Below are 14,430 nucleotides of genomic sequence, written 5' to 3' on the forward strand. Positions count from 1 at the left end.
ATTCCTATGAAAAACGCCGAATTGCTGGAAATAGCGAACGAAGCATGCGCCTATGCTAGGGAACATATAAAACAAGGTGAGACAACACCGCGGATTAAGTTTTATAAGAAAAATGCCGCTTTATTGGATAAAGATTTAACTTCGAAAAGAAAAGATGAATTGAAAAATAAATATGCAGAACGTTTTGAACAACGTAAAGCAGCTGGACATTATGAAAGCTCTATTTTCCATAATTTACAGTATTTAGATAGATTAACTCTTGCAAATGAAGTAGCTGATATAAGAGAGCAAGCTGATAAGTTATGGATGGCTTTTTGTGCCCATAAAAAGGTGGACGAAGACTCTGCGCGCGGTCAGTCCATTAGAAGGTATTGCCTAGAACTCTGTGTTTTAGAGAAACAAATAGGTAATTGCGGGGAATTTGCCACTCTGGCCTTTCACTATATTGAGAAAATGCATCCTGGACAACTTGAGGAAATGAACCTTACCCTCCTGGGAGTTAGTGGTCGACATGTTGTAGTCAGTTTGGGGAGTGATGAAGATAGGGTTATATGTGATCCCACCTTGGATCTTGTTTTTGAATTAAATAAAGAGCCTGAAAAATTACATAATTTTAGTCAATCTCGCGGGAAGAACACTTATTACCCATACAGCCCCGAGTTTGACAGGCTTAATAAATTAGCCATATCCACCCCTGAAGGAATGCTTACTCGGGAAGAAATCGAAGAACTAAAGCAATTCAAAATCGAACAAAGTCACGTCGTGGCTCCATCTTCTAATTTAGGGCAAGGTTGATCCAAGAATATCATCGATTCACCCCGCTGCAATCAGCTGAATCTTATACACATCGCTGAAAATCTTGTCTAGCTCTGAACTCTACGTGCCGCGGCTTGTCCTTGGGCTCCAGGAGAGCTCCGCTAAAACACGGGATCCCGCGGACAAGCCGGGGGACGTCGGCAGAGATGTAACCAAGAGACGGCTGCAAGAGCAGCTAGGAAATTTCATACAAAAAGTATTTCGTGACTTTAAATACAACATGGAGTGTTGCTGAGTTGCTCCTCTTCAAACACACCTTCCACATTAGGATAGATATTTAAGAATTTTATACCTGTTTCAAGTTCTTTAAGCTGTTTATCTCCGATAAACCGTGCATCTACATAAACACTGTAAGCAGCAGTGCTACAAATGAGCGCAGACACAATGGCCATCCCTAATCCTAAAAGAGCGACCCCCAGTGGTCCTGTAGCTACGGCAGTCCCAAATAAAACAACACCCAGAGCAGCTACAGAAGTCACTATGGAATTCCCGAGTAAGTTACATCCAGAAAAACACTTCTCCAAATTCTTATATTCTTCAATCTCATCTTTTAATAGCGAAAATTGATTGTTCAATAAATTAAAATGCTTACTTGCATCGAAGTGTGTCTCAGATATTGCTTCTTCAAGCGCTGTTTCGATGAGTGAATACATCGAATTAATTTGTTGCCCCTCTGTAACTCCTTTTAATTGCTCAAGACTTGAGATCATTTGAGAAGCATGCTTCTTTAAATTTAACAAAGCTTGATATTGAGCTCGTCCCCAATTCAAAGTGTTCCTATCGGAAAGCTTGTTTTGAATTTGTTTTTCAAGAACTGTGGGAAAAAAACGTGGAAAATATATTCTGGAATAAAAAAACATAACTTATTGAGATAGTTAAACATTCCGGCATTATAGAAATTTAATATATTTTTTCAAGCATTTACCGCAATTTTTATCCAACAATTCAATTTATTGATCACTACGTTGTCATTACAAGCCCATTAGTAAATCATACGAACAAAAAGACCACCTTAAAAACAAAAAGCAGGACCAATTTACAAAAAAATATATTTTTTTACTATAAGTATATTTTCATTATAAAATGCGCAACTTTTATTTTAAGGACCCTTTATGGCTAAAAATACACTCTTTAATTTCCTTTCTCTCCATAAAACTACTGTCCAATTCCCCCAAGGGCACAAATTGGAATTAGACACCAATAAAAATGGTCACTACTATTTCCGTGTAATATGCCCTAACCAAGAAAAATTGGTGATTACAGTTGAAGAGAAGGAATATCTTTTAGAAAACCATCATATTAGTGTGTATGAGAATGAATGTCGTGACGATCCTAAACTAAACCAATATCATTATACTGCCGAATTGAGAAACAAAGCAGGGGAATGCTATCGGTTGCATGTCTATTTCAACGCTTTTGATGAGCACCTAAACAGTACCTTTGAACAAAAAATTGGTGCTAACTATAAATTGGTGGATATCAAAAATCCAAAAAATCAATTCCTAACCCTAGCACTCAAACATACAGAGCCTTTGCTCAAGCAATTACGACAACAACATAATGAAGTCATTAGGGCGTTAGAACATCGTTACACCACATGTGATGAGCTACTTTCAAAATATTTTGAGTTCCAAGAAAAAGATGCAAATGAACTCCTTGTAATTACGACAGAAGCCTGTGAAATCTTAAGAAAAATCCTTCCTCTTGTTCGCTCCTCATATTACTCAAAGCTGCTTTCATTTCACGAAACCACCACACGGGCACTTCAGGAACGTCTAGTAACTCCTATAGAACACCCCCCCCAAATTCAAGCAAAAGAACCAGAGAAGAATACCACCTCAGAAGTAGATACGGAAACCCCTCTAGCATCATCAATAACCCAAACTTCCTCATTAGTTATCTTATCTTCGCTCACCCCAAAACAGGTCGAGAAATCAGATCCAAAGATTATCAGTCAATTAAAACTTGAGCTTACAACCTTGAAATCTGAATTTACAGCATTGTCTATGGCGCCAAGGGAGCTTAAGGCTAAGAAAATTGAAGATTTGCTGGCTAAAACATATGAAATAGGACTTATCTTCGAAAAAGTAATTAGCATAGATGAGTTGGAACAACTACAAAAGATCCGTCGAGAACTATACATAATTGGTGCTAATTTATTACCTGCTTTATTGTTTGAAAATCAATTTGAGTTAGCATCCCTATTAACTTCATTTCATCATCTACTGCATGCTGAAAAATTCCTCAATCTTGCCTTGCAAAAAAGAAATAGCAAAATGCTAGATTTTATTTTGACTTACGGTGACTTGGATTTAAATAATCAGCCCGTCACGGTACAAAAAAAACAATATCCTTCTCCCGTACAGGCCTGCTTTTATGAGAATACCCCCTCTACCCCAATGAATGACTGCCTTGCAATTCTCATCCAACATGGGGCAAATCTTTTGGCACCCGATGAGAAAGGGCTACCTCTTGTTTATTCAATACTAATTGATGAACTCCATCCGCTTCAAAAAGTTTTATTCATGAATCGTGAGAAGACAATTGATTCCGTTGAGTTTATAAAAAAATTGATTGCCCTATTGCGAGCCCACCTCACGCGAGGTGATATCAGTCCGGCGGATGCAAATTCAACAGAATCAGAAGTGAAAAGCTTTGAACAACATTTGGAATTTTTACAAAACGATAAACTTAATAATCCAAGCATACGTTTATTAATAAAACAGGGTAATCAATTAGAAAATAAATACTTAAATGGACTGAGAACTAAATTAAAAAATGATCCTGATATAGCGAATTTAAACAGGGAAGTTCAACAAACAGCAACAGAATTAACGCTCAGGCTTACCAAAGCGCAACAAAGACAAGCCAAATTACGTGCTTCTGAGCACTTGGACGATTTAGAACAGCTTTTTGAAAAATTTGATACCACGGACCTTGATTTTGATACACTGAAAAAAGCAGCTTTAAAACAATTGAACAAGGATTTATCGTTACTCACCAAAAAGATAGAGTTGTGCGATGTACAGCAAGAATTAATTGGAACTCGTCCAACAAGCAAATCCTACCGAAGACTTAGGAGCCGTGAAGCAGGTTTACTTCAAGAAATTCATGAATTACAAAAGGAAACGGCTCGGGTGCATAATCCTAAATATCAGGAGGCAGCAGATTCAGACAAAAAAGTAAGCACTTTATTGTTGGAATTTTCAGAACTATTTTCTTCTTCTGTAAAGATCTCAAAAACTTTATCAAAACAAGAAGAGGGAAATAAAAAAAATGATTTTTCGGCGCTGAGCAATGAACTGGAACAGCTAAGTACATTAATGAAGAAGTCTTAAATGATGTAGCCTAGGCGAAAGTGGTAACCCTGGAAGTCAAGCTGAGGTATCCACAACTATTTAATTTTTTTAAACTACAAAGTTCAACCTCCCGGGCTCGTCCGGGGAGTTCCTCGCGAAATTTACCTTCTACGTACCGCGCATAAAGCGCGGTACGTAGAAGGTTGAATGTACTTTATTTAAAAAGTTAAGTTATATTCTAATTTCGTGTGGAATTCTCCGCAGGCGGTAAGAAATGAGATAATTTAGCTTTATAAAGATTGATGAGCCTTATTAAGCATAAGAACTAGGTTAGACTAGGGTTTTGCTGAGCCCATTTTCTCTATTATTATCTTAATAAAATCTTAAGGTTTTCTCGATACAATACAAATCCCAATTATTAATCAAAATGAAAAAAAATATGCCTAAATTTGTTTCGGTTTCAGAAGATGATGCTGTTCAATACTCACCAAACCAATCAACTTATTATGAATTACATCCACAATTCGATAAGACTTTTCAGAGCTATAAAACCCCTTATGAATCCACAAAAATCGATCCTAAAGAACAAGTAGTCTTAAAATCAAAAGGTATTCACCACTGCCATACTGTGATTATCAAAGATCGCACATACAACAGTTATTTTATGCTCCATGTCTCCCCGCAATCACTGCGTAGACCCTATGATCCAGTAAATAAAGAAGTTGGAACCTTAATGAATACTAGTGGTTTTGGTCTGTTTTCCATGGACAGTGATACAGCCATGACTAACTCAAAAAAACCAGCCTATATTGATTTAGACCCCTATTATTTTGATGGTAAATTAGGCACCCATCCGGATTCAGAATTAGAAGTAATTGTTGTTGCAAACCATGAATATTGGAATACAGAGAAAGTTCAACAAAATATTTTAAAAACGTTGCAAGAACGAGTTCCGGGAAAAATAAGCAAATCTAATGTAATTATTAATGAAGCATTACAGCATGCCTATTATTATAGCGTTGCATTTGATCCAAAATCTGAATCTTTAACCGTCATTTCTGATAATGGTTTATACACCGAACCTTATGAGAAGGCCTTTGACAATAATGTACATCAATATGCTAATGAGATGCTCCCAGCAGAAAAGCAAACAGAGCTTAAGAACAATCTTAAAGATCTTCGAAATCAAGCTGTTGGAATTTTAGAGCCCTTATTTGGCGCACTTTCTCCCTATGACGGATTAGAGCAACTCGTGTTGAACCCACCCCATAATTTTATTGAGTTGGCTCGGGGTCAAAGAACCCAAATAGAATCACTTATCAATAAAATGGAGTCCGTCATTAGCGAAAGTAAAAACCCAGTAATAAATCTGGGTAGTCCTGCTTTGTATGATACATACAAGCAGCTAGGCTTGTTGTATGTATGTGCTGAAAACTATTCTAAAAGTGCATTTTATTTTAGCAAAGCAGCCGATTATGCAACCAGTATGCAAAAAGCTGAATATGAAGATGATAAGCTATTCTTTTCAACTCTTGCTGGTGCGGCATGTGAACGCAGCGGGGATCTGAATAATGCCTATGCTTATTATAAAAATGCAAGTTTTCTATTTCTTGGTTATGTTAAACGCGCTGATGCTAATATAAACATTGCCCGTGTTGCATCACAAATTAAAGGGAAGGAACTTAAAGCGCTAGAGGCGGTCATTGAAGCCAAAGAAAGTCTGGATGAAGCAATAAACCAAGTTAAAGAAGAAGTCTTCCCAGAAAAAGAAAAAACTCTTGAAGCATTAAATTTAAGACTGGCTAGATGTGACGATTTGTTGCACTCATTACAAAACGTCTTAATTGAACACCGTCATGAGAATGAGGAATTGCAACATGAATACGATAAACTTTTTGCCCTCTCAACAGTCGTATTGTAATGTATAAGTTGCAACTAAGAATATAGCAGGGGAAAGCGAACGTCGTATCCGGAAATCTGCAAAGAAAATCCGGTTACGCTACGCTGCACCCAGGCTACGATTCCCAAAGATCCAATTAAGGTAATGCAAAATGCCAGTTCATGGCTTTAGACAAGCCTTCCAGCATGATTTCGCCGCGAATACTATTTCCTTTCGCATTAACGCGTGGACTTAATACAACAATCCCTGCTTTGCCAGGAACAACGGCGATGGTATAGCCCGACACCCCGCTTTTAGCCGGCATCCCGGTTTTAACCATATGAGTTCCAGTTTCATCATATAATCCACACGTTGCCATAATTGCTAAAGTAATCTTACACGTTTCGGCGGAAATGATTTGCTCCCCACTTTCTGGATCTCGTCCCCCATTAGCTAATAAAGTAGGTAAAAAGAGCATTTGCTCTAACTTAGCTTCATAGGAGCATAGGGCGAAATATAAATCCAAGGTTTCATGAACATCCGCCCCAAGATTACTCCTGCTTTTCAATAAATAGGCGAGTGCACGATTGCGGTTACCCGTTCGTTTTTCAGAAGCGAAAACCAAAGGATTAATACTCAGGCGTTGATTAAACAACTTTTGGGTCCAATGTTCTAACCATCCAAATTGTTGCTCGCCTTTGCCTGGAATATGTGAACATAAAGTAATCGCCCCAGCATTCAACATGGGATTTGAAGGTTTAGGACCAAATTGCTCTAGGCGAGTAATTGATGCAAAATCATCTCCTGAGGGCTCAACCTTAACCCATTCAAACACCTGTTGGTCACCCACTTCTTCAAGGAGTCCAATTAGAGGGATCATCTTAGATGTACTTTGCAAGGTCACAGGATTCAGGGGATTGTTGCTGTGCGCAAGAACTTGACCACCTAATGGTTGAACAGCGATGGCTGTCAAATCGGGATTCACATTGGCTAGTTCTGGAATATAATCTGCGGTCTTACCCTCTTCATTCAACTCCGCCACACGAACTAAATCTTCGAGCAAATTGATTGTAAGCAATGATGACATACGATCCTTAGACTGAAAAAAGGGCCATTATGATAAATTTAGCACATTAAAACAAATAAATTTGCAAAACGGATTCATTCGGAGATATTGCGCATTTAAGATAATTTGCTTTTAAAAACCAAGAAGAGAGAAAACTTAAAAATGCTACCTCAAAAAGATATAGCATTTTAGACAATATCCTCTTAACCTTTCACAATAGGTTTCAAGTGATCAATATCTTCTTGAATTTTTTCAACATTAGCTTGTGACTCAGTTTTTAATTTAAAAAACAATTGGTTTTCGGGAATGCTTTTACTCTTGCTATAAATTTTAACAGGTAAAGCAATAATTAAATTAAGTATTGCTCTTCCAACCCATGTTCGAAATTTTAGATCTAATGCATTATTATCCATTAAATCCGTTTTAACAATTTTTGCCATTTCAATTTTGCAATTGGATTTTATTTCTTCCTGCTTCGTGCCGGGTTCTTTTGATAAATAAGCGCTTTTAGATTCTTCTTTTGCTTTCTTAATTTGCTGTTGTAGTGAACTATTAACGCCCTTTAAAGGACCAAGACGGCTATCCTTAGAATTTTTACCTCCAATTCTCGTTATTTCCCTTTGAATTTTATCTTGAATCTCCTGTACAGCGATAAAAAACGGATCTTTTTCTACCTGTTCAGATATTTTTTGTATTCTTTGTTCTTCTTGCAATCTTTTTATTTGTAATCGTTCTTCTTCATCTAATCTTTTTTGTTCTGCTTTTCTTTCTTCTTTCAATTCCTCAGCTTTTTTTATAATACGCGGAAAATCAGATTCAAAAATTTCTATCGATATTGAAGATTTACCAGCAGGTTCTTTTGATGCCTCTTGCAATTTCTTTGCTAAATTCATAACCACAGGCAAATTTTGCGCAGATGCAACTTTAAAAAATGTACATGCAGATTGTAAAAAAGTCCGAGCATCAAGAAAAAATATCTCACCGCCAGGTATTTTCTCAGGAGTCTCTGCTAGAACAATAGTTTTCTGTCTAAAACTGGACCATGAGTCCATTAATTCTAATAACTCAGAAGGAGTTGGCAATTGCAGAGAGAATATTTTTTCCCATTGCTTTTTAGAAGCAAGCCATGGCTCTAAGATTTGTTTTGACGTAGCCATAATTCCCCCCCTAATTACAGCCTATATATATATATTATATTACTTGATTATTATTAACAGAAGATGACGTGTTTTTTTGTTTGAAAAATGGTCGTTATTCAGTGCATAGAATTGTTACGTAGGTAGACAATGTTGTAGCGATTGTTCAGGTGTTCCATGCTTAAAACCTGCGAAAAACATTCCTGGCGCTCTCATTTATATTGAGAGTGGCTACCATATTATTGGGTTAGGGCACGTTGACTTAGAGCCTATCAGTTATCATATTTTGATCTCTATTTTCAATAATATTCAACATTGATAATCAGCTCAATTTGCAAGGCTGGTTCCTGCAAAGCTAGACGCACGCATATATAAATAACGCCCATATAAATCCAAAAAGACCCAAAAAATAACTAATTGACATAAATTTAATCTAAAATTAATCATAAGACGTATTCTTTAGATTGAAATGTTATGAGTAATGTCAGGAAAATATTTAAAGGCAAATATGGAGAATATGAAAAAGGAACCATGCATGTACAAGAAGGAGGTACAGTACCCAAAATACTTAGGAAGGTGAAAAGCAATGGAGACCATGATAATGAAATTCATTTTATTGAAAAAATGGAGGATGGTGCTCGCGGAAGTGTGGTGAAAGAAAAAATTTGCCTCGACTTTTATGGACTCGCTGCTAAATCACCAACTTCTCGAATCGGTTTACATTCACAAGACTATATGCTCGATTTCCTCTTTAACTACTTTAAAGGTAAAGGTTGGACTCATAAAGATATAGAAGCATTAAGTAGTGATTATATAGCAACCATGACCTATTATGGTTCAACTCATAATAGGCAATATGCTACTTTTTTAGGAAAAAAAATTGATCAATACAGCGATCTTGGTCCTGAGTTTGTTGACTACATTGCAGTGCATAAAAGACCACCGGAGGTGGTGGTAAAAAAGGGGACCGAATTTCCGTTAGACGGATTAATGAAAATTGCTGCGATAGCCAAAATACTTGGTGATCCAGACTGGATAGGGGGCTCTGGTAGTAATTCGGGTTATACCATCGAAGATGGGCGAGCAGAAGCAATAATTGTAGATGGAGGGTTAGCATTATCTGGACCCCCCGCTGAGCTTCAGAGTAAAGACATCCAATTTGGGAACGCAATAGGGTTTGGCATAGAGTATGAAAGCTTAACTGAAAGACAAAAAGATGAATACATTGGCACTTTGAATAAATTCATTTGTTGTGAAAATCAAGGGACTTTAATTGAATATACAGTAAAGAGAAATGGTGCCTTTAACGCCGAAAAGGACGACAAGGGAAAGCCCATTATCTTATTGGATGATAAGGCGACAAAAGATATTATTGCTAAAATTACTAAAAACCTAAACGTGTTGGCGCAAACCTACAACACAGAATTAGAGCTTTATAGAAAAAAATACAATGTTCCTGAAACAATACCCTTAACTGAATTTAATATAGAAATTACAGAGACCCTAGAACAAACGGCGGAAGTTAATCAAGGTGAGAACAGTTATAATTTTTTATTAACAGCAGGGCTTAAAATTTCTACAGGGCTTGCTTTATCACTGGTTGCAGGTTTCGCCTTAAAAAAAGTAGCACAAGAAGGTTTTTTTCAAGATTCCAAGACAACTTTAGGGGTTGGTTCAGTGCTCGTGTTAGGTGGATTGGGCTTTTATAAAACTGTAAATTCGATAAAAGGTAGATTAAGCAATTCCAAAAATGCTCAGGAAGAAGACCCAGATTTTAATCGCTCACTCGACATGTGATGATTATGCTACTCCCCCTCCTTTACGTACCGCGCGTAAAGCACGATACCCAGGATTCATCAGGGTCTGTTGAACCTATTTACTGCTCTTTTTTAGGATCAATTCGATATAAAATACAATAAAAAGCCGGAACTAAAAACATTGTGAGGATCGTTCCTATAGTTAATCCAAACATAATAGTAACTGCCAGGGAAACCCAAAAAATATCTTGTAATAAAGGAATAACCCCCAATATGGTTGTCACAGCTGCATTCACCACAGGCGATAACCGACTGACCCCTGCTGAAATGACTGCATCATAAGGCGTCATTCCACTCGCACGATTTATATTCACCTGATCCAATAACACCACGGAGTTTTTAATCATCATCCCCGATAGACTCATCGCGCCCAACAAGGCAATGAACCCAAAGGGAACGCCTGTAAGAAGTAAACCAAAGGTAATTCCAATCATCGCAAAAGGAATTACCGCAATAATAATCAGTGGTGGTCGGTACGCATTAAAAAGCATCACAATAATCAACACCATAATTACTACTGCTGGGAAAAGTCCCGGCTTTAGTGCATCTGCAGATTCTCTACTGCTTTTGTATTCTCCATCCCATGTCAACGTATATCCAGGAGGTAATTTAATTTTTTCGAATTGTGGCAATATGCTCTCTCGTAAGGTATTTGCTGTAACCTCATAGGGAGAACATTGGACAGTAATTGCTCTTTTACGGTCCCAACGCCAAATAATAGGGTCTGTCCAGGCGAGTTTAATATCATTTACTACTTGCGAGACGGGAATTGTTTTTGTACTAAATTGTGAATTAACTTGTAACAAAGGCAAGTCAACTGCTGCGGTATCTCGTTCATTTAAAGGTTGGCGTAAAATAATCGGAATCAAATTATCTTGTTCTCGATAAAGACCAACCGTAACCCCATCACTGGCTCTTTGCAAGGCTTGTGCCAAATCAAGCCGAGAAATATTTGCCCAACGCGCACGTTCTTGGTGGTAATCAGGAACAATTTGCAAAACCGGTTCCCGCCAATCGGTGCGTACATCAATCGTGTTTTGATTGTTCCGTAGTATTGCTACCGCCTGATCGGCAAGATCTCGTAAAACTGCAGGATTAGCATTCGCAGGCCCACTAAATCGTGCTGCGATTTTCCAGTTATTAAATGCACCCACCGCATATTTACGAACTCGCACCATAGATTGTGGATAATTTTTACTATTCCATGCGGGTAAGGTCGCGACCATGCGATCGACATCCTTTAAACTCTTCATATTTACGATTAACTGAGCGTACGAAGAATAAGGAAATTCCGACTCCACCGGCAAGTAAAAACGAGGTGGACCTTGACCAATGAAAGTACTCACACTCGTAACGCCTGGATCAGCAAGCAGCTTTTTCTCAAGTTGTTCAAGGTCCTTAGATACAACCTCTATACGAGTTCCTTCTGGAGCCCAATAATCAATCATTACTTGTAAGCGTGACGAGTCAGGAAAATACATGATCGGAACAAAGCGAAAACAAATAATAGAAAGTACAAGTAGCCCACACATAATTAAGGAAAAAAAGAGGCGATAACGTACCGCTTCTTCCAATACAAACTTATATCCTTTATAAAACCGACTTGTATATTCCGCACCTTCACCTACTTGTTTTGGATCAGGCATAAATAAAATACACAAAAGAGGTGTCGCTGTTTGGGAAAATACCCAGCTTAAAATAAGTGAAACTGCAATTACAGTAAACAAACTTCCCGCATATTCCCCAGTATCATAAGTCGATGCAAAAATGGGAAAAAAAGCCATAGATGCAACAATGGTTGCTCCCAGTAATGGCCAAGCTGAGATCTGTGCTGCTTCTATTGCAGCATCTTGTCGTGTCTTACCTTGCTGCAAACGAGTAATAAATCCATCAACTACCACAATTGCATTATCAACCATCATCCCCATAGCAATAATTAATGCGCCTAAAGAAACACGTTGCAAATCAATATGCAACATTTTCATAACGATGAATGTTCCTAAAATTGCCAAAATGAGCCCGGACACACCGATGATCATGCCGGCTCTCATTCCCATAGTGAATGCCAATACCAGTAAGACAATGACTACTGCTTCAACTAAATTGATGATGAATGCATTAATGGACTCAGCAACGATATCGGATTGCCACGAAATTTTATGAATCTCGATTCCTCGAGGTAACTTTTCCTGAATCTCATTTAACCGTTTATCTACATCCTGCCCCACTTTAACTGCATTCACACCAGGCAATGGTGCTAATGCAATGCCAATCGCTGGTAATCCTGAATAACGCATTAATTGTTCAGGAGGATCAATGTATCCTTCTTTAACCTCAGCAAAATCGCGAATTCTAATGATTTCTTCGCTTTTTTTAGGTTGCTCATTTAATTTAAACTTCGGAATAATTGCTAAGTCGCCAATGGCATCGGCTGCATTAAACTCACCTGTTGGAGCAATACGCAAACGTTGTAATTGATAATTTACATGTCCGGCATCAACAACCTGATTTTGTAACTTTAATGTACGTTCCAAATCGTCTAAAGTCACTTCTAATTGGGAAAGTTGAGTATTTGACACATTCAAATAAATTCTTTTTTGCTGAACACCCCATAAATCCACACGAGCCACCCCTGGAACAATGCTGAGTTCCTTTTGAATTTCTTTCGTATAGTTTTCAAGTTCAGCATAATTGAATCCATCTGAGGTCACGGCCAGAAGGAAGCCAAACACATACCCGAAATCATCTCCTACAACGGGTTTTTCTGCTCCTGGTGGTAAACTGTTTTGAATGTCATCTACTTTTTTACGTAAAGTGTCCCAAACTTGCGGTAAACGATCCGACCAATATTCGTTTTTAATATTGACTTTAATAATTGAAAGTCCTGCTCTGGAAATAGAAGAAATATCTTTCACCTCAGACATTTCTTGGATTTTTTTCTCAATTCGATCGGTGACCTCTAATTCAACTTGCTCTGCACTAGCACCTGGGTAATGCGTAGTAATCGTCGCAGTTTTAACTGTAAATTCAGGATCCTCAAGCCGTCCTAGTTGGAAGAAACACAACGATCCTGCGATAAAGAACAACACCAGGATAAATGAGGTTACTGTTTTATTTTTAATTGCATAGTCCGCTAAAGCCATGGCTAATTATCCTGCTCATTCAAAAGAGTGACGCGCTCTCCCTCTTCCAAACTATGGATACCTGCTGTCACGATCCAATCGCCTTCATGCAACCCTTTTATAACCGAAATGCCCGTCGGAGTAAGTTCTCCAATTTGGATTTCACGTCGATTCACTTCGTGTTTTGTTAGATTGATTATCCACACATAAGTCTTTTTTTCGGAGTCACTCGTCAGCACTGCGGACGCAGGAATTGTATATTTGTTTTGTGCCTTTTTCGTTCGCTCAATATGCCCAGTCGCTTTCCCAGCCATACCGGGCAAGATTTCAATCTCTTTAGGTTGTTGCATAATTAATGTCACTGGATAAGTCCGAGTTTCTGGAGAGGCCTCATTGCTGACTTCTTTTATTTTTGCCGGAATTGCAGAATCAGGGAATGGATCAAAATACACAATAATATCTTTTACCTCAGAAATAGAACTGATCGCCCCTTCGGGAATCTGCACTACCATTTCAATTTGAGAAGTATCTAAGAGTCTGGCTATATTTTGCTGGTTGGCTATTGTCTGGTAATTTTCAACATACAAATTTGAAATTTTTCCATCAAATGGGGCTTTAAGCACACTGTCTTTAAGCGATTTTTCCGCTAATACTTGATTGGCTTGCGACACTCCAAGTTTTGCTTTTAAAAGATCGTAATCTGCCTTTGAAATATGCCCTTTGCCGACCAAGGCCTTGGCTCTAAGGAAATTTTGTTGATCTCGATTAAACTCCGCTTGAGCTGCTTGCAATTTTGCCTCAAACTCTCGCGGATCAAGTTTTGCAATTAATGAACCTTTTTTTACGTTGTCCCCAACTTTTACCGGCAATTCAATTAAAGAACCGCTCACATTAAACGACAAATTGACTTGTTGAACTGCACTTGCCCGCCCAGGAAAGGCACGGCCGTTAAATGCACTGATATTACCTATTTGAATGGCCTTAACCGGCCTTGCTGTATTCGGGGAGCTTTTCTTTTGCTCCTGGCTACATGAAACTCCCAAGGCAGCAGCAAGAATTAAGATAAAATAAGAAACTCGCGATGAAATAGGCGTCCTCATAAATTCATCCTTGATCTTGAGCGCTTGCTCTTTTTTATTATTAATATTCTTTAGGTTATCGTATTTCTTTTTCCTATCAGTATAGTTCAAAAATATAAGATAAATTTATTATTTTATTTGATTTTTTTTTATTAAACGTTTAATAATGGGCAATTCGAGATGCTCAATAGAGCACATAAAATGCCCCCTTTCCTT

Annotated in this window: 9 protein-coding genes; 4 read left to right on the top strand and 5 right to left on the bottom strand. The window is 37.9% G+C overall.

The window, feature by feature from the left end; translation table 11 throughout:
- Positions 1-6: 6 nt before the first annotated feature.
- Positions 7-795: a hypothetical protein gene (locus ACWTEW_RS32910; RefSeq protein WP_454782190.1), complete on the top strand. Its 789-nt coding sequence runs from the start codon at positions 7-9 to the stop codon at positions 793-795.
- Between the two features lie 230 nt (positions 796-1,025).
- Here ACWTEW_RS32910 and ACWTEW_RS32915 read toward each other — a convergent pair whose 3' ends face one another.
- Positions 1,026-1,586: a hypothetical protein gene (locus ACWTEW_RS32915; RefSeq protein WP_454782191.1), complete on the bottom strand. Its 561-nt coding sequence runs from the start codon at positions 1,584-1,586 to the stop codon at positions 1,026-1,028.
- Positions 1,587-1,928: 342 nt separating this feature from the next.
- On the opposite strand from ACWTEW_RS32915, the gene ACWTEW_RS32920 reads away from it, so the two are divergent.
- Together ACWTEW_RS32920 and ACWTEW_RS32925 are read left to right on the top strand one after the other, a co-directional pair.
- The gene (locus tag ACWTEW_RS32920; protein ID WP_454782192.1) at positions 1,929-4,154 is read left to right on the top strand and encodes a hypothetical protein; all 2,226 of its coding nucleotides are present in this window, start codon (positions 1,929-1,931) and stop codon (positions 4,152-4,154) included.
- Between the two features lie 400 nt (positions 4,155-4,554).
- Positions 4,555-6,036 carry a hypothetical protein gene (locus ACWTEW_RS32925; protein WP_454782193.1) on the top strand — a complete coding sequence of 494 codons (1,482 nt, stop codon included), beginning with the start codon at positions 4,555-4,557 and terminating at the stop codon, positions 6,034-6,036.
- A gap of 115 nt (positions 6,037-6,151) precedes the next feature.
- On the opposite strand, the gene glsA is transcribed toward ACWTEW_RS32925, so the two are convergent.
- Positions 6,152-7,081, bottom strand: a complete 930-nt coding sequence (gene glsA / locus ACWTEW_RS32930; RefSeq protein WP_454782194.1) for a glutaminase A — start codon at positions 7,079-7,081, stop codon at positions 6,152-6,154.
- Positions 7,082-7,263: 182 nt separating this feature from the next.
- Positions 7,264-8,217, bottom strand: coding sequence for a hypothetical protein (locus tag ACWTEW_RS32935; RefSeq protein WP_454782195.1), 954 nt, complete (start codon positions 8,215-8,217; stop codon positions 7,264-7,266).
- A 453-nt stretch (positions 8,218-8,670) separates the two neighbouring features.
- Here ACWTEW_RS32935 and ACWTEW_RS32940 point away from each other — a divergent pair, with 453 nt between their 5' ends.
- Positions 8,671-9,993, top strand: coding sequence for a hypothetical protein (locus ACWTEW_RS32940; RefSeq protein WP_454782196.1), 1,323 nt, complete (start codon positions 8,671-8,673; stop codon positions 9,991-9,993).
- A gap of 79 nt (positions 9,994-10,072) precedes the next feature.
- Here ACWTEW_RS32940 and ACWTEW_RS32945 read toward each other — a convergent pair whose 3' ends face one another.
- The gene (locus ACWTEW_RS32945) at positions 10,073-13,156 is read right to left on the bottom strand and encodes an efflux RND transporter permease subunit (protein WP_454782197.1); all 3,084 of its coding nucleotides are present in this window, start codon (positions 13,154-13,156) and stop codon (positions 10,073-10,075) included.
- A 2-nt stretch (positions 13,157-13,158) separates the two neighbouring features.
- Positions 13,159-14,235, bottom strand: a complete 1,077-nt coding sequence (locus tag ACWTEW_RS32950; RefSeq protein ID WP_454782198.1) for an efflux RND transporter periplasmic adaptor subunit — start codon at positions 14,233-14,235, stop codon at positions 13,159-13,161.
- Between the last annotated feature and the right edge of the window lie 195 nt (positions 14,236-14,430).

Source organism: Legionella stuttgartensis (genome assembly GCF_977063405.2).